Source organism: Naasia sp. SYSU D00057, assembly GCF_017916505.1.
Lineage (GTDB): Bacteria > Actinomycetota > Actinomycetes > Actinomycetales > Microbacteriaceae > Naasia.
In genome coordinates this window covers 80330-101281 of sequence record NZ_JAFMSZ010000005.1, presented here as the reverse complement: position 1 = coordinate 101281, position 20952 = coordinate 80330, and the positions used below count along the sequence as shown (strand labels likewise).

At 73.4% G+C, this 20952-nt stretch carries 17 protein-coding genes; 8 read left to right on the top strand and 9 right to left on the bottom strand.

Going from position 1 to position 20952, the window contains the following annotated elements:
- The first annotated feature begins 20 nt into the window (after positions 1–20).
- From J3P36_RS14685 to J3P36_RS16445, 3 genes are all read left to right on the top strand, one after another.
- Positions 21–791 (top strand): polyprenol monophosphomannose synthase, encoded by a 771-nt coding sequence (locus J3P36_RS14685; protein WP_210508986.1) that lies wholly within the window; start codon positions 21–23, stop codon positions 789–791.
- A 199-nt stretch (positions 792–990) separates the two neighbouring features.
- Positions 991–2559 (top strand): acyl-CoA carboxylase subunit beta, encoded by a 1569-nt coding sequence (locus tag J3P36_RS14680; RefSeq protein WP_210509067.1) that lies wholly within the window; start codon positions 991–993, stop codon positions 2557–2559.
- Positions 2556–2768 (top strand): acyl-CoA carboxylase epsilon subunit, encoded by a 213-nt coding sequence (locus J3P36_RS16445; protein ID WP_210508985.1) that lies wholly within the window; start codon positions 2556–2558, stop codon positions 2766–2768. Before J3P36_RS14680 ends, J3P36_RS16445 begins: the two co-directional genes overlap by 4 nt.
- Before the next feature lie 1038 nt (positions 2769–3806).
- On the opposite strand, the gene J3P36_RS14670 is transcribed toward J3P36_RS16445, so the two are convergent.
- From J3P36_RS14670 to J3P36_RS14655, 4 genes are all read right to left on the bottom strand, one after another.
- Positions 3807–4835: a hypothetical protein gene (locus tag J3P36_RS14670; protein WP_210508984.1), complete on the bottom strand. Its 1029-nt coding sequence runs from the start codon at positions 4833–4835 to the stop codon at positions 3807–3809.
- The gene (locus J3P36_RS14665; RefSeq protein WP_210508983.1) at positions 4832–6106 is read right to left on the bottom strand and encodes a sensor histidine kinase; all 1275 of its coding nucleotides are present in this window, start codon (positions 6104–6106) and stop codon (positions 4832–4834) included. Before J3P36_RS14665 ends, J3P36_RS14670 begins: the two co-directional genes overlap by 4 nt.
- Entirely contained in the window at positions 6096–6797 is a 702-nt protein-coding gene (locus tag J3P36_RS14660; RefSeq protein WP_307807118.1) for a response regulator transcription factor, read from the bottom strand. Before J3P36_RS14660 ends, J3P36_RS14665 begins: the two co-directional genes overlap by 11 nt.
- A gap of 233 nt (positions 6798–7030) precedes the next feature.
- A complete protein-coding gene (locus J3P36_RS14655) occupies positions 7031–8260 on the bottom strand; it encodes a class I SAM-dependent RNA methyltransferase (protein WP_210508982.1) in 1230 nt (409 codons plus the stop codon).
- A gap of 45 nt (positions 8261–8305) precedes the next feature.
- Between J3P36_RS14655 and J3P36_RS14650 the strand changes: the two genes are divergently transcribed.
- Positions 8306–8962 (top strand): nucleoside triphosphate pyrophosphatase, encoded by a 657-nt coding sequence (locus J3P36_RS14650; protein ID WP_210509065.1) that lies wholly within the window; start codon positions 8306–8308, stop codon positions 8960–8962.
- A gap of 6 nt (positions 8963–8968) precedes the next feature.
- Here the strand turns inward: J3P36_RS14650 and J3P36_RS14645 are convergent, their stop codons facing one another.
- Genes J3P36_RS14645 through J3P36_RS14635 form a run of 3 tightly spaced genes read right to left on the bottom strand, consistent with a single transcriptional unit; the run spans position 8969 to position 12930 of the window.
- On the bottom strand, positions 8969–9631 hold the full coding sequence (locus J3P36_RS14645; protein WP_210508981.1) for a response regulator transcription factor: 663 nt from the start codon (positions 9629–9631) through the stop codon (positions 8969–8971).
- A complete protein-coding gene (locus J3P36_RS16850; RefSeq protein ID WP_210508980.1) occupies positions 9621–11711 on the bottom strand; it encodes a histidine kinase in 2091 nt (696 codons plus the stop codon). Before J3P36_RS16850 ends, J3P36_RS14645 begins: the two co-directional genes overlap by 11 nt.
- Positions 11701–12930, bottom strand: coding sequence for a sensor histidine kinase (locus J3P36_RS14635; protein ID WP_210508979.1), 1230 nt, complete (start codon positions 12928–12930; stop codon positions 11701–11703). Before J3P36_RS14635 ends, J3P36_RS16850 begins: the two co-directional genes overlap by 11 nt.
- A 121-nt stretch (positions 12931–13051) precedes the next feature.
- Here J3P36_RS14635 and J3P36_RS14630 point away from each other — a divergent pair, with 121 nt between their 5' ends.
- Together J3P36_RS14630 and J3P36_RS14625 are read left to right on the top strand one after the other, a co-directional pair.
- Positions 13052–14374 (top strand): glycosyltransferase, encoded by a 1323-nt coding sequence (locus tag J3P36_RS14630; RefSeq protein WP_210508978.1) that lies wholly within the window; start codon positions 13052–13054, stop codon positions 14372–14374.
- A 94-nt stretch (positions 14375–14468) separates the two neighbouring features.
- Positions 14469–16259, top strand: coding sequence for a biotin carboxylase N-terminal domain-containing protein (locus tag J3P36_RS14625; RefSeq protein WP_210508977.1), 1791 nt, complete (start codon positions 14469–14471; stop codon positions 16257–16259).
- 172 nt (positions 16260–16431) lie between these two features.
- Here the strand turns inward: J3P36_RS14625 and J3P36_RS14620 are convergent, their stop codons facing one another.
- A complete protein-coding gene (locus J3P36_RS14620; RefSeq protein ID WP_210508976.1) occupies positions 16432–17862 on the bottom strand; it encodes an NAD(P)H-quinone dehydrogenase in 1431 nt (476 codons plus the stop codon).
- A 277-nt stretch (positions 17863–18139) separates the two neighbouring features.
- On the opposite strand from J3P36_RS14620, the gene J3P36_RS14615 reads away from it, so the two are divergent.
- Both J3P36_RS14615 and J3P36_RS14610 read left to right on the top strand, forming a co-directional pair.
- Complete coding sequence (locus J3P36_RS14615; RefSeq protein ID WP_210508975.1) at positions 18140–18973, top strand: purine-nucleoside phosphorylase; 834 nt, start codon at positions 18140–18142, stop codon at positions 18971–18973.
- On the top strand, positions 18970–20628 hold the full coding sequence (locus J3P36_RS14610; RefSeq protein WP_210508974.1) for a phospho-sugar mutase: 1659 nt from the start codon (positions 18970–18972) through the stop codon (positions 20626–20628). The genes J3P36_RS14615 and J3P36_RS14610 overlap by 4 nt, the downstream gene beginning before the upstream one ends.
- Positions 20629–20662: 34 nt before the next feature.
- Here the strand turns inward: J3P36_RS14610 and J3P36_RS14605 are convergent, their stop codons facing one another.
- Positions 20663–20935: a PTS sugar transporter subunit IIB gene (locus J3P36_RS14605; RefSeq protein ID WP_210508973.1), complete on the bottom strand. Its 273-nt coding sequence runs from the start codon at positions 20933–20935 to the stop codon at positions 20663–20665.
- Between the last annotated feature and the right edge of the window lie 17 nt (positions 20936–20952).

Here is a 20952-nt window from a genome sequence, read left to right as displayed (position 1 = left end):
CGCCGACCTAGGATCGTCTGGTGCCCGGATCGGCGAACACTCCCCATCGGGGCCGCGCTCTCGTCGTCATCCCGACCTACAACGAGATCGACAACCTCGAGGGCGTCGTCCGCGAGGTGCTCGCCCTGCAGGCCGATCTCGACATCCTCGTGGTCGACGACTCGAGTCCGGACGGCACCGGCGAGCTCGCCGACCGCCTCGCCGCCGAGGAGTCCGCCGTCTCGGTGCTGCACCGGGCCGGCAAGGAGGGCCTCGGCCGCGCCTACCTGGCCGGTTTCGAGCGGGCGATGGCCCTCGGCTATCCGGCCGTCGTCGAGCTCGACGCGGACGGCTCACACCCGACGGCGTCACTCCCGCAGATGGTGGCGGCCCTCGAGGAAGATCCGGGGCTCGGCGTGGTGATCGGGTCGCGCTGGGTGCCCGGCGGGCGGGTCGTCGACTGGTCGCCGTCCCGGCAGCTGCTGAGTCGCGCCGGAAACGCCTACGCCCGCGCGATGCTCGACATCCCCGTCCGCGACTCCACGGCCGGCTACCGCGTGTACCGCTCCGCCGCACTGCAGGGGCTTCACCTCGCCGACGTGCACTCCCGCGGCTACTGCTTCCAGATCGACATGACGATCCGGATGGCCGACGCCGGCTGGCGCATCCGCGAGCTGCCGATCGTGTTCCGGGAGCGCCGTGCCGGCTCGTCGAAGATGAGCAGGGCGATCGTCGCCGAGGCGATGTCCCGTGTGACCGTGTGGGGTCTCGCGCGCCGCACCCGCCGGCTGCTGCGCCGCCCCAACCGGTAGGTTCCGGGGCGCCACGCCGGCATCGGCGCTGCGTCACCTCCCGCCTTCGCGCGGGGGCTTTGTGCGAATCCTCAACGGAGGCGCCTGTGAGGGGGCCGGTAGGGTGAACCGCGTGACGGAGACCAACCTGGCAAAGCTCAGCGACGAGCAGCGGAGCGCTCTCGGCGAGGCCGCGGAGGCGCCCGTCGAGCCCGACCTGATGACCACCGCGGGCAAGCTGCAGGACCTCCGCGACCGCTATCACGAGGCCGTCACGGCGAGCGGCGAGGCCGCCATCGAGAAGCAGCACGCCAAGGGCAAGAAGACGGCGCGCGAGCGCATCGAGCAGCTGCTCGACCACGGCTCGTTCGTCGAGCTCGACGAGTTCGTCCGGCACCGCACGCACGCGTTCGGCATGGAGAAGAAGCGCCCCTACGGCGACGCGGTCGTCACCGGGCTCGGCACCATCCACGGCCGCCAGGTGGCGGTCTACTCGCAGGACTTCACGATCTTCGGCGGCTCCCTCGGCGAGGTGGCGGGCGAGAAGATCATCAAGGTGATGGAGCACGCGCTCAAGACGGGCGTGCCGATCATCGGCATCCTCGACTCGGGCGGCGCCCGCATCCAGGAGGGAGTCGTCGCCCTCGGCAAGTACGGCGAGATCTTCCGCCGCAACACGGCGGCCTCGGGCGTCATCCCGCAGATCTCGATCGTGATGGGCCCCGCCGCGGGCGGTGCGGTCTACTCCCCCGCCCTCACCGACTTCGTGATCATGGTCGACAAGACGAGCCAGATGTTCGTCACCGGCCCCGACGTCATCAAGACGGTCACCGGCGAGGACGTCGGCATGGAGGAGCTCGGCGGCGCGCTCACCCACAACACCCGCTCGGGCGTCGCGCACTACCTCGCGAACGACGAGGACGACGCCCTCGACTACGCGCGCACCCTGCTGTCCTACCTGCCGGACAACAACCTCTCCGACCCGCCCGTCTACGAGTCGGAGGCTGAGCTCGAGGTCACCGACGCGGACCGTCGGCTCAACACGATCATCCCGGACAGCCCCAACCAGCCGTACGACGTGCACACCGTCATCGAGCACATCGTCGACGACGGGGAGTTCCTGGAGACGCAGCCGCTGTTCGCGCCCAACATCGTCGTCGGCTTCGGCCGGATCGAGGGCCGCTCGATCGGCATCATCGCCAACCAGCCGAGCGCCATGGCCGGCACCCTCAACATCGACGCCGGCGAGAAGGCGGCGCGCTTCGTCCGGTTCTGCGACGCGTTCGGCATCCCGATCCTCACCCTCGTCGACGTTCCCGGCTACCTGCCCGGCACCGACCAGGAGTGGACGGGCGTCATCCGCCGCGGCGCGAAGCTGCTCTACGCGTACGCCGAGGCGACCGTCCCGCTCGTCACGGTGATCACCCGCAAGGCGTACGGCGGCGCGTACATCGTCATGGGCAGCAAGCAGCTGGGCGCCGACCTGAACTACGCGTGGCCGACCGCGGAGATCGCGGTCATGGGCGGCCAGGGCGCCGTCAACATCCTCTACCGCGGCGAGATCAAGCGCGCGGAGGCGGCGGGAGAGGACGTCGCCGCCGTCCGCACCCGCCTCGCCAACGAGTACACGTACAACGTGGCGAGCCCGTTCCTCGCGGCGGAGCGCGGCGAGCTGGACGGCGTCATCGAGCCCGCGGCGAGCCGCGTCGTGGTCGTCAAGGCGCTGCGGGCGCTGCGCACGAAGCGCGCCAGCCTGCCGCCCAAGAAGCACGGCAACATCCCGCTGTGAGCGCATCGGACACCCCGGAGGCGCCGCTCGACGTCCGCGTGATCCGCGGAACGCCCACCGAAGAGGAGCTGGCGGCGGTGATCGCGGTCCTGTCCGCGGCCGCCGCCGCGCCGCGTCCGGTCGCTGCCGCGCCGGCGACGGCGCCGAGCGGGTGGCAGCGCAGCGTCCGCAGCCTGCGGGGGCCCCTGCACCCCGGGATGTGGCGCTGAGCCGGTCGGACGGGTGAGGGGCGGCGGGTGGCGCCGTGGCTTGGGGCGGGTCTGTGTTGGGGGGGCCTGCCGTGGGGGGGGCGGGCCTGCCAGGGGCCGGCCGGCCAGGGGCGGGCCTGCCTTGGGGCTGAGCCTGCCATGGGGCGGGCCTTCCGTAGGGCGGGCCTTCCGTAGGGCGGAGCCTGCCAGGGGCCGGTTTTCCGTAGGGCTTAAGACGATGGCGGGATGGCCGGGTTCCGGAGGTCGGGCGCGGCGCCCGCGGCGGTGACGCGTCTGCTGCGGTCAGCAGGACTTTCTGCGGTCAGCAGGACTTTCTGCGGCCGGATCTCCTGCTGACTGCAGAAAGTCCTGCCGACGGCGGGCGCCTTCAGCAGGCACCGGCTGGAGGCGGCAGGCAGCCGCCGCCTTCAGGAGGCACTGGCCTGGACCCGGCAGGCAGCCGCCGCCTTCAGCAGGTACTGGCCGCCTTCAGCAGGTACTGGCCGCCTTCAGCAGGTACTGGTCGCCTTCCCTAGGCACTGGCCTGGCTCCAGCAGGCAGACCCGAGCACCTTCAGCAGGCACGGAACCGCTTCAGCAGGCACAGCAGGGCCGATTTTGCCTGCTGAGTACGACGGACACCTGCTGAACGTGAGGTCAGGGGCCTGAGTACGGCCGCCATGGGCACAACAGCGGTGCCGCCCCCGCCCCACCGCGACACCGCGAACGAGAGAAGAGGCGCCGAACGAGAAGAGGGCCGGTCCGAAACGGACCGGCCCTTCCCCAAGACCCGAGTCAGGGTGACAACCCGAATATCACCCTGACTCGCCCCCAGATCACTCGCCCGCTTACCCTAGTCGGCGAGTGCCCGGCGGTGCTCTCAAAGAGGAGCACCTGACAACATCAATACTGCAAGTCCTGACCGGTCGGACAAAGTCGGCATTTGGGAGGACAGCAGGGGTACGTTTCTGTCCCCCGTTCCCCCAGGAGGACCCTAAGAATCCGCGGAAACGACGCGGTATACCGGGGTACATACCCCCGTCTGAGGGGCACGCCGGACTCAGCGCGCGGCGGCTTCCTCGCTGCGCGGGATCTCCGCCCAGATGGCGACCTCGTCGTCGTGGTCGTCCGAGATGGCGCTCGCGCTGGAGCCGCCCGTGCGCAGGCCGACCACGGTGACGGCGGTGTCGCCGCCGGCGGGGACGGCGCGGATGATGAGGCGGTCGGTCTGCACGCCGGTGAGCACTTCGGCGAGGCGGTTGAGCACGCGCTCGAGGGCGGGCTCGTCGAGGTCGTCGAGGCCGCCCTCGTCGAGGAGCTGCACGGAACTGCCGCTGCGGCGGGCGATCATGATCTGCTCGCGGACGGCGTCGTTGAGGAGTCGGCGGCCGCGGATCTCGTCGCGGAGGGCGCCTTCGAGGGCGAAGCACTCCTGGCGCTCCTCCTCAGTGAGGTCGCCGCCGGAGAGGGCGATGCGCTGCAGCATCGGGAGGGAGACGCGGCTGGTCTGCGCGAGGCGGAACTGCCGCTCGTACAGGTGCGCCTCCTGGCCGGCCTGCCAGTCGGCGGCCTCGCGCTCGGCGATCGCGAACTGGCGGGCGTCGCGGCTGGCCTTGGTCAGGGCGTGGGCGAGCATGTGGGAGACGGCGACCCAAACGACGCTGCCGATGACACCCATGGTGGCGAGGGCGTCCGGCCCGGCCCAGACGAGCGTCTGGAGGGCGAGCACCGCGGTGCCGACCCAGGCGAAGACGAACCGCCGGCGCACGGCCGTGATGGTCATCAGCGTGCCGATGGCGGCGACGTGCCACGTTCCGTAGCTGTTCTCGATGCCGGGGTCGAGCTGGCTCGTGACGAGGAAGCAGAGGGCGGCGGAGACGCCGACATTGAAGGAGGCGAGCCAGTAGGGCATCGCTCCCACGCTCTTCGGCCACAGGCTGAGGGCGGTCGCGACCGCGTACAGCCCCATGGCGGCAAGGACGGGTCCCACCCGCTCAGGGGTGCCGAGGTCGTAGGTGGCGAGCACCAGGTGGTAGGCGGAGAACAGGGCGCCGAGCGCGAGGACCGGCTTGCGAGGCAGGGTGATCACGATTCCCACCTCGCCGCGTCGAGCAGGGATGGGTCTCCGGAGGCGGTCCCGCCGGCGGTCCACGTGAGCTCCACCCGCGTCCCCTCGCCGGGTCGCGAGGTGATGCAGGCGGTGCCGCCCGCGTCGGTCATCCGCTTGAGGATCGACGTGCGGACGCCGAGCCGCTCGACCGGGATCGCCTGGGTGTCGAAGCCGCGGCCGCTGTCCTCGACGACGACGGACACGCCCTCGGGCAGTCCGAGGATCCGCACGGAGCGCCGGATGTCGGGCTCGGCGCCGGCGTGGTTGACGCTGTTGACCATGGCCTGCGTGGCCGCCGAGACGAGGGCCTCCGCCGCGGCGTCGGGCACCGAGTGCGTGCCGAGGTCGCGCAGGGAGACGTCGAACGGCACCGGCAGCTCGGCGACGGCGAGGCGGATGCGCCCGACGAGCACGTCGACGGGCACGTCCGCGGCGGGGACGGGGAAGCTCGACTGCGCGGCGGTGAGGTGCCCCATCGCGTTGCGCGCCATCCGCGCCGCGAGGGCCATCGTCTGCGGGGTGCGGGCGCGCGCGGCGGACAGGAAGGTGGTGAGCACGCTGTCGTGGACGAGGGCGTCGACGCGCGTGCGCTCCGCCTCCGTGGCGTTGTGCCGCACGGCCTCGGCGTAGCTCGCGAGCGCCTGCGCCTGCGCCGCGTCGACGGCGCGCGCCGCGATCCGCAGCGAGACGGCGACGACGAGCATGACCGCACCGAGGAAGAAGCAGTAGACGCCGTCGAGGAGGGCCTGACCCGGCGTGGCCCCGCCGCCCTGCGGCAGGGTGCGGAGGTAGCCGAGCACTGTCGGAGTCAGCACCACGTAGCCGACCGCCAGCCACCACCGGTCCCGCGCCGCCACGGCCGCGAAGCTCGTGCCGACGTTGCAGAGGTAGTAGATCCAGGCCGCGTCGCCGCCCGGCAGCGCACCCGGCACGATCACTGGCCAGAGCACGAGCGTCAGGAGGTAGACGACCGCGAACATCGCGAACGTGCCGCTCGTCCACTGGCGGAAGAAGGCGGCGAGGCCGGCGAGGAACAGGCAGCCGAAGACCACCACGATGACGGTCAGCCCGACGGCCGTGTCCATCACGGGGAACTGGGTCAGGAGCGCGGGCAGCGTCTGCAGCCCGGTGAGCGCGCCGAAGATGCTGGTGGCGCGGGAGAGCACGACCTCGACGGAGCTCGAGGTGATCGGGTTCGCGGGTGAGCGGACCTCGGGAGGAGCAGCGCTGGGAGGAGCGCTACCGCTCATCGCCCGAGTCCGGATCCAGTCCGGGCAGGATTCCGTCCTCCACCGCGCGGCGCAGCAGGTCGACCTTGGTCGGGGCGGGCCGCCCGACCTCCACGTACTTCACGCGGATGCGGTCGAGGTACTCGCGGGCGGTCGACGCGGCGATGCCGAGCTGGGCGGCCACCATCTTGAGCGGCAGGCCGGAGGCGTAGAGGTGCAGGACGTCGCGCTCGCGGCGGCCGAGCTGCGCCTTCGCGAAGTCGGCGTCGGCGTCGATCGCGCTCGCCCACTCGAGGTTGTTGAGCACCTCGCCGCGGGCGACGGTGCCGATCGCGGCCATGACGGCCTGCGTCGCTGCCGACTTCGGGATGACGCCGGCGGCGCCCGCCGCGAGGGCCTCCCGCACGCTGGCGACCCGGTCGGCGATGCTGTGCACCAGCACGCCGGCGCCGGTGGCCTGGATCTTCTTGACGTTCTCGGTGACCGTCGAGCCGTCGCCGAGGGACAGGTCGAGCACGACCACGTCGCATTCGCGGCCGCGGAGCGACGCGACGAGGTCGTCGACGTTGGCGGCCTCCTCGATGAAGTCGTAGCCCGCGTCGAGGCAGGCGGCCCGCAGGCCGAGCCGGACCGACTCGTGGTCGTCGACCGCTGCCACGCGGACGTGCTGGACGCGGCTCTCCGCCGGCGCGCTCTCGTTCGACGCCGTCACCGGTCGCTCCATCGTGTGTACCACCGCCACCCTTTCCCCCGGGGCGTCAGTCACCCCGCCTGACATCGTAGAGTGCGGACCCCCATCCTGTACCCCATGCGCACTCCCCCAATTCGCGGCGCGTTCGCAATCCGCACTCGTTCCGGGCTCGGCACGGTGCCGATCCTGTCCGGGCGGAGGACGACACGCCGTAGACAAACCGTTCTGCCGGTCGCGGGCGGCGCTCGTCGGGGTCAGGTCCGGACGAGCGAGGCGACGGCCTCCACGTGGTGGGTGTTGGGGAACAGATCGAATCCCTCGAGCGCCGTCACCTCATACCCCTCGCGGCGGAGGGCCCCGATGTCGCGGGACAGCGCCACCGGGTCGCACGCGACGTAGACCAGCTGGGCGGGCTTCAGGGCGGCGAGCGACTTGACCACGTCCTTGCCCGCGCCCGACCGCGGCGGGTCGAGCACGACCGTCGCACGGGACAGGCGGGACCGCTCGGTGCGGCTCGCCTGCCCGGCGAGACGCCGGAGGTAGCGGTCCACCCGCTCGGTCACGGCCGAGGCGCCCACCCAGTCGGCGAGGTTCTCCTGCGCGTGCTCGGTGGCCCGCGGGTCGGACTCGACCGAGGTGATGCGCGTGGCGGGCCCGAACCGGTCGCCGAGCGCGGCAGCGAGGAGCCCGACGCCGCCGTAGAGGTCGAGGTTGGCGGCCGCCGGATCGAAGAGCTGGTCGTCGACGAAGCGGCTCACAGCGTCGCTGAGCGTCGCGGCCGCGGCGGTGTGCACCTGCCAGAAGCCGCCGAGGTCGAGGCGGAACTCCCGGTCGCCCACCCGCTCGGTCACGACAGCACCGGCGCCCTCGCCGTCCGCGAGGGAGCGGGCGGTGCCGGTCGAGGTCTGCACGAGATCGATGCTCGACGTGCCGGGCAGGCGCCGGTCGAGCGGCGCGAGCTCGCGGAGTGCGGGGGCCGCGAGCGGCAGGTCGGAGACCTCGACGACCCGGTGCGAGCGGGGCGCATACGGCCCGACCCGGCCGTCCTCGTCGACGTGCAGCCGGACGCGGGTGCGCCAGCCGGTGCCGTCCTCCGCCCCGGGCAGCGCGGCGACCGGGACCTCGCGGTCGACGCCGCCCATCCGGCGGAGGTTCTCCTCGAGCACCTGACGCTTCAGCTCCCGCTGGCGGGCGGGTCGGATGTGGCCGAACTCGGCGCCGCCCGCTCGCTGGGCCGGATCGCGGTCGACGCCCGCCTCGGCCCACACGTGGTCCTGCCGGTCCGGCGAGGCGCTCAGCACGCGCACGGTGTCGGCGCGCCAGTAGCGGTCGTGCCTGTCCTCGATCACCCGGCCGACGACGCGCTCGCCCGGCAGGGCGTCGGCGACGAACACCACCCGGCCCTCGTGCCGGGCGACGAAGACGCCCCCGTGGGCTACGTTGGTGATGTCGAGCTCGAGCTCGGTGCCCGTCGTTTCCGCCACCCCTCGAGCATGTCACAGCACTCTCCGCCCGCCCCGGGAGCCGTCATGCGCCTCTACCTCGCCTCGACCTCCCCGGCCCGCCTCGCCCTGCTGCGGTCGGCCGGGATCGAACCGATCGTCGTGCCGTCCTCCGTCGACGAGCCCGCCGCGGTCGCGGAGGCGGAGCGCCAGCACGGCCCGGTCTCCGCCCGCGAGATGGTGCTGCTGCTCGCCCGCGCGAAGGCCGAGGCCGTCGCCGCCGGCACGCCGGACCTCGACGGCCTCGTGATCGGCGGCGACTCCGCCTTCGAGCTCGACGGCGCGGTCTACGGCAAGCCGCACCGCCCCGAGATCGCTCGCGAGCGGTGGCTGCGCCAGCGCGGCCGCACCGGTCTGCTGCACTCGGGACACTGGCTCGTCGATGCCCGGAAGGGCGGCGACGGCCGAGGGGTGGGTGCGGTGGCGACCGCGTCCGTCACCTTCGCGACCGACATCCGCGACGAGGAGATCGACGCCTACATCGCGACCGGCGAGCCGCTCGCCGTCGCCGGCGCGTTCACGATCGACAGCCTCGGCGGCCCCTTCATCGACCGCATCGAGGGCGACCCGTCGACGGTGGTCGGCCTGTCGCTGCCGACGCTGCGCCGCCTCCTGCACGACCTCGGCGTGACGCTGCCCGAGCTCTGGAACCGGGTCCCGGAGCCCACCCCGCCGGTCGACTGAGGGGACCTACCGGCCGAGCCCCGCGTCGCGGGCGCGGATGATCGCCTCCGCGCGGTCGGCGACGTGCAGCTTGGCGAAGATGTTCGACACGTTGTTGCGCACCGTCTTCGGCGACAGGAACAGCGCCTGGGCGATCTGCGGGTTGCTGCGGCCCGCGGCGAGCAGGTCGAGGATCTCCTGCTCGCGCGCCGTCAGCTGTGGGAACGGGCTCGGCGCCGCGGAGGGGGCGGAGGCGGTCCCGGCGAAGAAGTCGGCGACCCGGCGGGCGAGCGCCTGGCCGAACACCGCCTCCCCGGCGGCGACCGAGCGCATGGCGCGGAGGATCTCCTCCTGTCCGGCGCCCTTCAGCAGGTAGCCGCGGGCGCCGGCCCGCATCGCCTGGAAGACGGTCTCGTCGTCCTCCGACATCGTGAGCACGACGACGCCGATGTGCGGGCTCTCCGCCGTGATCCGCCGGGTGGCCTCGATGCCGTCCATGCCGGGCATCTGGACGTCCATCACCACGACGTCCGGCTGCTCGGCGCGCGCCACCTCGACCGCCTCGGCGCCGTCGCCCGCGGTGCCGACGACGGTCACGCCGCCGAGGGAGCCGAGCAGGGCCGCGAGGCCCTGGCGGTAGATCGGGTGGTCGTCGACCAGCACCACCCGGAGCAGCTCGTCATCCGACATGGGCCATCTCCTGTTCCTCGCTCTGCTCGGCGACGGGAAGCCACGCTACGACCTCCGTGCCCCCGTCCGGCCGCCGCGCCACGCGCCAGGTGCCGCCCAGCTCCTCGGCGCGCTCCCGCTGGGACGCGAGCCCGGTGCCGAGCCGCGGCGTGTCGCCGATGCCCACGCCGTCGTCGGCGACGCGCAGCCGGACGCCGTCGACCGTGCCGACGACCTCGACCTCCACGCGGGACGCGCGGGCGTGCCGCGCGGCGTTGGCGAGCGCCTCGGACACGATCCGGTAGGCGGCGATCTCCACGGCGGCGGGCATCCCGCCGGACAGCTCGATGCTGGTGCGCACGCGCCCTCGCTCGGCGGAGAAGCGATCCGCCTGGGCGCGGATGGCGCCCGCGACCCCGAGGTCGTCGAGGGCGGGCGGGCGGAGGCCGTCCACGATGCGCCGCACCTCCCGCACCGCCTCCGCCGCGTCGTCGGCGGCGCCTGCGAGGAGCGTCTCCGCCGAGTCGGGGTCGGAGTCGAGGAGGTTCGCCGCCGTCTCGACGCGCAGCCGGATGCTCGCGACGAGCGGGCCGAGCCCGTCGTGCAGGTCGCGGCGCAGCCGGAGCCGCTCCGCCTCGCGGGACAGCACGAGCTCACGGCGGATGCGGCGGAGCTCGCTCGTCGCCTCCGCCTCGGTCGCGGCGGCCGCGGCCTGCCGGATGACCGCGTCGAGGAGGTGCTGGTCGCGCTCGGAGAGCCGGGGACGCCGGCCGGGCGCCATGAGGATCCGGCCGATCGCGGTGCCGCGGTACTCCAGCGGCAGCTCGACGGTGCGGTCGGCGTTAGAGCCGTGCAGGGCGGCGACGGCGACGAGTCCGCCGCGCTCCACGCGGAGTTCGACCGAGGGCGACGCGAACGCGTCGGCCACCGCCTCGGCGATCGCCTCGAGCTGCGCGGGCAGGCCGCGGGCGACCTCGAGGCGCGCGGCGAGACGCGTGACGACGCCGTACGGGTCGGAGCGGCGGCCGGCGACCAGCCGGTTGGCGAGGCGGAAGAGGGCGTTGCGCAGCGGCGCGAAGGCGAGACCGACGACGACCACCGCGAGCAGCGCGCTTCTCTGCTCCCCCAGCACGCTCCCCGCGACCGTGACGAGGACGATGTCGAGCAGGAGGATGCCCGCGACGAGCGCGCCGTAGACGAGGGTCCAGCTGAAGAGGCTGTCGATCGCGTAGAGGCGGTAGCGGGTGACGGCGACCACGACCGCGACGCAGAGCAGGCAGAGGGTGAGCGAGAACACCAGCTCGGCGATGAGCCCGGTCAGCATCGCCTCCCCGACGCCGGTGACGACCGCCACGACGATCCCGGCCCAGATCAGCCAGCGCAGCTGCGACCGGCGCACCGCGTCCGCTCCGATCCACCGGCTGATGAGCACCAGGAGTCCCGCGATGCCCGCGATGACGAACGACGGCGGCAGGATCCGGCCGACGGTCGTCCAGATCTCCACCGGGATCGGGGTGCGGATCCAGAGGACGTCGAGGGCGAGCACCTCGGCGGGCGGCTCCTCCGAGTTGCCGAAGGCGGGCCCGGCGGACGGCGGCACGAAGAGCGCGTAGACCGGCGGGATGATCGCGCCCACGATCGCGACCCAGCCGAGCGCGCGCCAGAACGGCCGCTCCGGCAGGCGCCCGTCCGGGAAGAGCACGAGCAGGAGGATGAAGGGCAGGACCAGGATCGCGCCCAGCCGCGTGTAGAACCAGGCCGCGAACTCGAGTCCGGGCAGGTGCGCGTCGAGCGCGAACGACAGGTTCACCCAGGCGCTGGCCGCGCCGTCGAGGCACCACATCACGCCGAAGCCGAGGAACGTGCTCGCGATCGGGTGCCAGGGCAGCTGCCAGAAGAGGAGGACGCCGGGCAGCGCGAGGGCGAGGCCGGGCAGCGCGCCGGACCAGCCGGGGCTCATCAGGAACTCCCCACCCTCGCGCGCCACCACGACGTCGGCGACGATCGAGAAGCCGCTGCTCAGCAGCGCGAGCACGAGCCCCGCGAGGGACAGCACCCGCACGAGGCGGCTCGGGCCGGCAGCCGCCGCGTCACGCGTCACGGGGCACCTCCTCGGTGACCGGAAGGACTGCGGAGATCGAGGCACCGGAGCCGTCCGCCTCGGCGCTCCAGGTGCCGCCGAGCTCCTCGGCCCGCTCGCGCTGGGCGTCGAGGTCCGCGCGTCCGCGTCCGCCGTCGAACCCCTCGACCCCGGACGCGCGCACGTCGACGCGCAGCACCGCCTCGTCGGCGGTCACGCCCACCTCCACCGCGCCGGCGCCGCCGTGGCGGGCGACCGTCTCGAGCGCGTCCGCGACGATGCGGTAGACCGCGACCTCGACGGCCGCGGGGCGGGCGCCGGGCAGGTCGGTGCGAAGCGCCAGCTCGGGCAGGCGCGCCCGGTACCGGTCGACGAGCTGCTCCAGGGCGCGGGCGAGGCCGAGGTCGTCGAGGGCCGGCGGGCGCAGGTCCTGAGCGACGCGGCGGATGTCGTCGACCGCCGACGAGGCGGCCGTGACCGCCGCCGCGATGTCCTGCCGGGCGCCCTCCCGGCGAGCGCTGACGCCGTCCCGGGCCGACTGGGAGCGCGCCCGGAGCGTCTCGAGGAGCGGAACGAGGTTGTCGTGGAGGTCGCCGTGCAGGCGGGCGCGCTCGTCCTCGCGAGCCACGACGAGGCGGGTGCGGATGTGCTGCAGCTCGTCGCTCGTCTCGGCGGTGACGATCGCGGCGGCCGCGAGACGCACCACGTCGGCGAGCACGGTGCGGTCCCGCGCGGTCAGCCGCCGGCCGGGCGCGAGCAGGAGCGTGCCGAGCGCCTCGCCGCGGTACTCCAGCGGGAACCGCTCGGGATCGGTCACCGGGGCGCCGATGCGGGCGACGCCGGCCGCGCGCGAGCGCCCCTCGACCCGCACCTCCACGTAGGGGGCGGAGAAGGTCTCGGCGACGACCGTGACGAGGTCCTCGAGGCGGCCCTTCGCATCCGCCGCCCGCTCCATGCGTGCGGCGAGCGCCGAGACCACCTCGAAGGTGTCCCGCCGTCCGGTGAGCAGCCGCCGGACGGCGCGGGTGAGGCGGTCGTGCAGCGGCGCGACGACGAGGGTGACGGCGATCGCGGCGAGGATCGCGGCGTTCCGCTCCCCCAGCCGGTCGCCCCAGAGGGCCATGAGGAGGAGGTCGACCGCGATGACCGCGGCGACCATCGCGAGGGTCACGAGCAGTCCGGGGAGCCAGCTGTCCGCGCCGCGCCGAAGGGACGGCAGGGCGGCGCGCGGGCTGGTCATGGCCACATCGTGGCAGGAGGGAGGCGGCCGGCGCACGGGACCGGTGTCCCGATCCGGTCGGGACATCGGGAGAGACGTCCCGCCCTGGGAGCGGGGACGCGCGGCCCGGTTGCCTCTCCCCATGACCTCGCTCCTCCTCGCCAGCACCCCGATCCACGGCCACATCACCCCGATGCTCGGCATCGCGCGGCACCTCGTCTCCTCCGGCCACGACGTCCGCTTCCTCACCGGCGCCCGCTGGCGGGAGGCGGTCGAGCGCACCGGGGCGCGCTTCCTGCAGCTGCCCGCCGAGGCGGACTTCGACGACCGCGACCTCGACGCGTCGTTCCCGGAGCGCGTCGGCCGCCACGGTCTCGACCGGGTGATCGCGGAGGTGCGCTCGATCTTCCTGCGCCCCGTCTCCGCGCAGCTGCGGGCGGTGCAGGACGCGCTCGCCGCGGAGCCGACGGACGCGGTGCTCGCCGAGACGATGTTCACCGCGATGCCCGCCCTGGCGCTGCTGCGCGGCGAGGGCGAGGGGCCGGCGCTGATCAGCGTGGGCGTCATCCCGCTCGCCATCCCGAGCGTCGACACCGCCCCGTTCGGCCTCGGCATCGCGCCGATGCCCGGCGCCGCCGGCCGCGTGCGCAACCGCCTGCTCACCGCGTTCGCCGAGAAGGTCGTGCTGGCCGGCATCGAGAAGGAGGCGCGCGCCCTCTACACGCGGATCGCCGGACGGCCGATGCCCGCGCGGGTGATGGACGGGGTGCGGCTGATGGACGCGATCGTCCAGACCACGGTGCCCGAGTTCGAGTACCCCCGCTCCGACCTTCCCGAGAACGTGTCGTTCGTCGGCCCGGTGACCCGCACCCAGCCCACCGGCGGATCCCTGCCGTCGTGGTGGCCGGAGCTCGCGATCGCCAAGCGGGTCGTCCACGTGACCCAGGGCACCATCGCGAACACCGACTTCAGCGAGCTGATCCGCCCCACGATCGACGGGCTCGCCGACGACGACGGCACCCTCGTCGTGGTGACGACGGGCGGGCGCCCGGTCGCCGACCTCGGGCCGCTGCCGGACAACGTGCGGGCCGCCGAGTTCCTCCCCTACGACCGGCTGCTGCCCCTCGTCGACGTGTTCGTCACGAACGGCGGATACGGCGGAGTGCACCTCGCCCTCGAGCGGGGCATCCCGGTCGTCATCGCCGGGGTCACCGAGGACAAGCCGGAGGTCGCGGCCCGCGTCCGCTGGTCGGGGGTCGGGATCGACCTGCGCACCGCCCGCCCGAGCGCGCGCCGCGTGGCGCAGGCGGTCCGCACCGTGCTCGCCGACGACGCGTACGCCGCGGCGAGCGCGGGGATCGGCGCGTCGATCGCCCGCTCCGGCGGCGCGGCCGAGCTCGAGCGCATCGTCCTCGACCAGGTGGCCGCCCGCCGCGCCGCCGCCCGGGTCCCGGTCGGCGCGTGATCCGGGCACTTGTAGGGCCCCTCCCCGGTCTCCGCGGGTTTTGTGTAGACCTGCCACCAAAGCCACGGGACCACCGGTCAATAGGCTGAAGTCCATGTCTCGCGCGCGCACGATCACCAAGGTTCTGGTCGCGAATCGAGGCGAGATCGCCGTCCGCGTGATCCGCGCCGCGAAGGACGCCGGCAAGGCGTCCGTCGCCGTCTACGCCGACCAGGATCGGGACGCGCTGCACGTCAAGCTCGCCGACGAGGCGTACGCGCTCGGCGGCACCACGAGCGCCGAGACCTACCTCGTCATCGACAAGATCCTCTCCATCGCCCGCAGGTCCGGCGCCGACGCCGTGCACCCGGGCTACGGCTTCCTCGCTGAGAACGCGGACTTCGCCCGCGCCGTCGAGGACGCCGGCCTCATCTGGATCGGCCCGCCGCCCGCCGCCATCGAGCAGCTCGGCGACAAGGTCACCGCCCGCCACGTCGCGGAGCGCGTCGGCGCCCCGCTCGCCCACGGCACCCTTGAGCCGGTCAAGGACGCGAGCGAGGTCCTCGACTTCGTCGACCAGCACGGCCTGCCGGTCGCCATCAAGGCCGCCTACGGCGGCGGCGGTCGCGGCCTCAAGGTCGCCCGCGAGCGCGAGGAGGTCGCCGAGCTCTTCGAGTCCGCGACCCGCGAGGCCATCGCGGCGTTCGGCCGCGGCGAGTGCTTCGTCGAGAAGTACCTCGACAAGCCCCGCCACGTCGAGACCCAGTGCCTCGCCGACGCCGAGGGACGCGTGGTCGTCGTCTCCACCCGCGACTGCTCCCTGCAGCGCCGGCACCAGAAGCTCGTCGAGGAGGCGCCCGCGCCGTTCCTCAGCGACGACCAGATCGCGCAGCTCTACTCGGCGTCGAAGGCGATCCTCAAGGAGGTCGGCTACATCGGCGCCGGCACCTGCGAGTTCCTCATCGGCGGCGACGGCACCGTGTCCTTCCTCGAGGTGAACACCCGCCTCCAGGTCGAGCACCCGGTCACCGAGGAGGTCACCGGCATCGACCTCGTGCGCGAGCAGTTCCGCATCGCGGAGGGCGGCACCCTCGACTACGACGACCCGGCGCCCCGCGGCCACTCCATCGAGTTCCGCATCAACGGCGAGGACCCCGGCCGCGGCTTCTTCCCCTCCCCCGGACCCGTGCACGTGTTCAAGGCCCCCGGCGGCCCGGGCGTGCGCGTCGACTCGGGCGTCCAGGGCGGCGACATCATCTCCGGCGCCTTCGACTCCCTGCTCGCGAAGCTCATCGTCACCGGCTCCGACCGCGCCGACGCCCTCGAGCGCGCCCGCCGCGCCCTCGACGAGTTCGAGGTCGCGGGGCTCCCCACCGTGCTTCCCTTCCACCGCGCAATCGTGCGGGACGAGGCGTTCGCGCCGTCGAACGGCGACGCGTTCAGCGTGTTCACCCGCTGGATCGAGACCGAGTTCGCGAACGACATCGAGCCGTGGACCGGCTCCATCACCGCCCCCGAGGACTCCCCCGCTGAGCCGCCCCGCCAGAACGTGGTGGTGGAGGTCGGCGGCAAGCGCATCGAGGTGAGCCTGCCGGGCCGACTGCTGGCCGGCCCCGCGGCATCCGCCCCGCGTCCCGCCGCTCCCCGCCGCCGCGGCCACTCCTCCTCGGGCGTGACGACGACGACCGGCGACGCCGTGAAGGCCCCCATGCAGGCCACCGTGGTGAAGCTCGCCGTCGGCGAGGGCGACAAGGTCGTCAAGGGCGACCTCGTCGCGGTCCTCGAGGCGATGAAGATGGAGCAGCCCCTCACCGCCCACCGCGACGGCACGGTGGCCCGCATCGGCGCCTCGGTCGGCGAGACCGTGTCATCGGGCACGGTCCTGCTGGAGATCGTCGACGCCTGACCCCGGGCACGAGGTCCTCGCGCCCCCAGCCGGGAGTAGGCGACCTCGCCCCTCAGCCGTGGGACCTGAGCGGCCCGCGGTCGGCAGGATCTTCTGCACTCAGCAGGAGATCCGGCCGAGATTCCTCCTGCTGAGTGCGGAAAGTCCTGCCCAACGCAGGGCGCAGCCGTCCCTACTGGACGATGTGCATCGCGCGGGCGGCGTCCGTGATCGCGCCCGACATCGACGGGTACACGCTGAACGCACGCGCCAGCTGGTCGACCGTGAGGCGGTGCTCGACGGCGAGCGCGATCGGCAGCACCAGCTCGGAGGCGCGGGGCGCCACGATCACGCCGCCGATGACGGTGCCGGAGCCCGTGCGCGCGAACAGCTTGACGAAGCCGTCCTTCACGCCCTGCATCTTGGCGCGGGGGTTGCTCGACAGCGGGAGCTTGTAGATCTCCCCCTGAGCGATGCCCTCCTCGATCTGCTTCTGCGACCAGCCGACGGTCGCGATCTCGGGCTGGGTGAAGATGTTGCTCGCCACGTTGCGCAGCTCCACCGGCGTGACCGCGTCGCCCATCGCGTGGAACACGGCGGTGCGCCCCTGCATCGACGCCACGGACGCGAGCGGCAGCGACGTGCTGCAGTCGCCCGCGGCGTAGATCGACGGCACCGACGTGCGCGCGACACGGTTGACCCGGATGTGGCCCGAGTCGGTGAGCTGGACGCCCGCCTCCGCGAGGCCGATGCCCGCCGTGTTGGGGACGGCGCCGACCGCGACGAGGCAGTGGCTGCCCTCGACGGTGCGGCCGTCGCCGAGCGTCACGACAACGCCGTCGCCGACCCGCTCGACGCTCTGCGCCCGGCTGCGCGACAGGACGGTCATGCCGTTGCGGGTGAAGACGTCCTCGATGACGCCGGCGGCGTCGCCGTCCTCGCCGGGCAGCACCTGGTCGCGGCTGGAGATGAGCGTCACCTCGGCGCCGAGCGCCCGGTAGGCGGACGCGAACTCGGCGCCCGTGACGCCCGATCCGACGACGATGAGGTGCGAGGGCACCTCCTCGAGCTCGTAGAGGTCCTTCCAGGTGAGGATGCGCTCGCCGTCCGGCACCGCCGTCGGCAGGATGCGCGGGCTCGCGCCCACGGCCACGACGACCGTGTCGACCTCGACCTCGTCGAAGTCGGAGCCGCCCTTGCCGGTCGCGGCGACGAGCCGGTTGGACCCCTCGAGCCGTCCCTCGCCGGTGATGATCCGCACGCCCGCGCGGCGCAGGTTGGCGCGCATGTCCTCGGACTGCTGGCGGGCGAGGCCGGTGAGCCGCTTGTTGATGGCGGCGAGGTTGATGGCGATCTCCGGACGGGAGGGCCGTCCCGTCTCGCCGCGGGCGAAGAACTGGACGCCGAGGTCGGTCGACTCGTCGATCGACGTGGTCGCCTCCGCGGTCGCGATGAGCGTCTTCGACGGGACGACGTCGGTGAGGACGGCCGAGCCGCCCACCCCCGCCCGCTCGATGAGGGTCACCTCGGCGCCGAGTTGCGCACCCGCGATCGCCGCCTCATACCCGCCGGGGCCACCGCCGAGAACACCGATCCGCTGCTTGCGCTCGAACTCGTACACCATTCCGCCCATCTTTCCTCATGCGGACCCCTCTCCCGCGTCATTCCGCGCCAGGCGATCGCCTCCGCCCCTGCCCCTCGACAGACGGGCCCGTCCCTCGACAGACGGGCCTGTCCCTCGACGGGCAGGGCCCGTCCCTCAACAGGCAGAAATGCCGTCAACAGGCAGAAACGGCTCCTTCCCGCCTGTTGGACGCATTTCTGCCTGTTGAGGGACAGGGGCGGGAGGGCAGGGCCACCCCGCCCCGCCAGCCCGGCGCCGTCGTCCTAGGCTGGCTCCCATGTCAGCTTCCGGTTCCTCCGCCCTCGACGATCCCGCCGCCGACCCGTTCGACGTCGCCGCGCGCGCGGCAGCGCAGCTCGCCGAGGCCACGGGTGTCGAGCGGCACGACATCGCCCTCACGCTCGGCAGCGGCTGGGGGAAGGCCGCGGACCTGCTCGGCGAGGAGGTCGCCACCGTGCCGGCCGAGCAGATCGAGGGCTTCACCGCATCGGGGGTCGTCGGCCACAGCGGCACCCTCCGCTCGTTCCGCCTGCCGAACGGCAAGCACGCGCTGGTGATCGGCGCCCGCACGCACTTCTACGAGGGCAAGGGCGTCCGCCGGGTCGTGCACAGCGTCCGCACCGCGGCCGCCGCCGGCGCGACGGTCATGGTGCTGACGAACGGCGCGGGCGGCATCAAGCGCTCCTGGACCCCGGGCACCCCGGTGCTGATCAGCGACCACATCAACCTGACGGCGGCCTCGCCGCTCGAGGGCGCCACATTCGTCGACCTCACCGACCTCTACTCGGCCCGCCTGCGCGCCGTCGCGCGCGAGGTGGATGCGGACCTCGACGACGGCGTGTACGTGCAGTTCCGCGGCCCGCACTACGAGACCCCCGCCGAGGTGCGGATGGCGGAGACGCTCGGCGGCCACATCGTCGGCATGTCGACCGCGCTCGAGGCGATCGCCGCGCGCCAGGCCGGCATGGAGGTGCTCGGCATGTCGCTGATCACGAACCTCGCCGCCGGCATCCAGGAGGAGCCGCTGAGCCACGAGGAGGTCCTCGCCGCGGGCCGCGCCGCCGAGAGCACGCTGGCCCGGCTCCTCTCGCAGATCGTGGGCCGGCTGTGACCGACGAGCGGCTCTTCGCGGCCGCCGACGCCTGGCGTGCTCAGGACCCGGACGACGCGACGCGCGCCGAGCTCGACGCCGTCCTCGGCGAGGCGCGGGCCGGCAGTGCCGACGCCCTCGCCGACCTGCACGACCGCTTCGACTCGCGCCTCCTGTTCGGCACCGCCGGTCTGCGCGGCAGCCTCGGCGCCGGTCCCAACCGGATGAACCGGGTCGTCGTCGCCCAGACCACCGTGGGCCTCGCGCGCTTCCTCCTCCGCCGCGAGGAGAGCCCGACGGCCGTGATCGGCTACGACGGCCGCAACAACTCGGCCGTCTTCGCCCGCGACGTCGCGGAGCTGCTCGAGGGCGCCGGCGTCCGCGCCACCCTGCTCCCCCGGCTGCTGCCGACCCCGGTGCTCGCGTTCGCCGTGCGCCACCTCGGCGCGTCGGCCGGCGTGATGATCACCGCCTCGCACAACCCGGCGCAGGACAACGGCTACAAGCTCTACCTCGGCGGCGAGGACGCCGGATCGCAGATCGTGCCGCCGGCCGACCGCGAGGTGCTCGAGCTGATCGACGAGGTCATCGCCGAGGGCCCCGCCGACCGCCTCCCCCGCTCGACCGGCTACGCCACCGCGGACGAGAGCGTCGTCGACGCGTACGTCGTCGCGACGGCGGTTCCCGCGCCGGCCGCCGAGCTGCGCTGGGTGTACACGCCGATGCACGGCGTCGGCTGGGAGACCGCGGGCCGCGTGTTCGAGCAGGCCGGCATCCCCGCGCCGCGCACCGTCGAGGAGCAGCTGCGCCCCGATCCGGCGTTCCCCACCGTCGCGTTCCCCAATCCGGAGGAGAAGGGCGCGCTCGACCTCGCCCTCGCCCTCGCGGCGGAGACCGACGCCGAGCTCGTGGTCGCCAACGACCCGGACGCCGACCGCCTCGCCGCGGCCGTGCCGGATGGGAACGGCGGATGGCGGACCCTCAGCGGCAACGAGCTCGGCCTCCTGCTCGCCTGGGCCACCGCGGAGCGCGCGGCCGCGGAGGGCGCCTCCGGGACCCTCGCGTCGTCGATCGTCTCCACCCCCGGGCTCCGCTCCGTCGCGGAGCACTACGGGCTCGGCTACCGCGAGACGCTCACCGGCTTCAAGTGGATCTCCCGCGTGCCGGGCCTGCTCTTCGGCTTCGAGGAGGCGCTCGGATACCTCGTGGACCCGGAGAAGGTGCGCGACAAGGACGGCATCTCGGCCGCGGTCGCCTTCGTGAACCAGTTCCTCGGCCTGAAAGCCCGCGGCCGCACGTTCGCCGAGCACCAGCGCGAGTTCGACGAGACCTTCGGCGTCTTCGCGTCCAGCCAGATCTCGGTGCGCGTGAGCCGGCTGGAGGAGATCGGCCAGGCGATGGAGCGGATGCGGTCCCGTCCGCCTGCCACGATCGGCGGACTCGCGGTTCAGCAGGTCGACGACCTGCTCCCGGGCGGTGACCTGCCGCCGAGCGACGTGCTGCGCTTCACGCTCGCGGAGGGCGCGCGCCTCATCGCCCGCCCGAGCGGCACGGAGCCGAAGCTGAAGCTCTACCTCGACGTCGCCGCGACGCGCGGCAGCGTGGAGGAGCGGCGCTCGACGGCGGCGGACGTACTCGCCCGCCTTGAGGAGGGCGCCCGGGGCCTGGTGGGTTAGGCGCTGCGCCTTCCCCTCCAGCCCAGCGGTCCCCCTACCCGAGCGCCTGCTCCAGCTTCGCGACGAGCTCCTCCTGGTCGAGGATGTTGTCGATTACGACGACGTCGGCGAATGTTCGGCCGATGTCGTCCACGTGGTCGGGCGTGGTGAGGATCACCTGCGCGTCCTCGGCCTCGAGGGCGAGGCTCGCCACGTCGGTCGCGGTGACGTCCGCGTCGATGCCGAGGCGCTGCAGCGCGCGCTCGGCGCTCACCTTGAGGATCGCGGACGTGCCGATGCCGGCGCCGCAGATCGTGACGATCTTCATCGGGCGCGGCCCTTCCG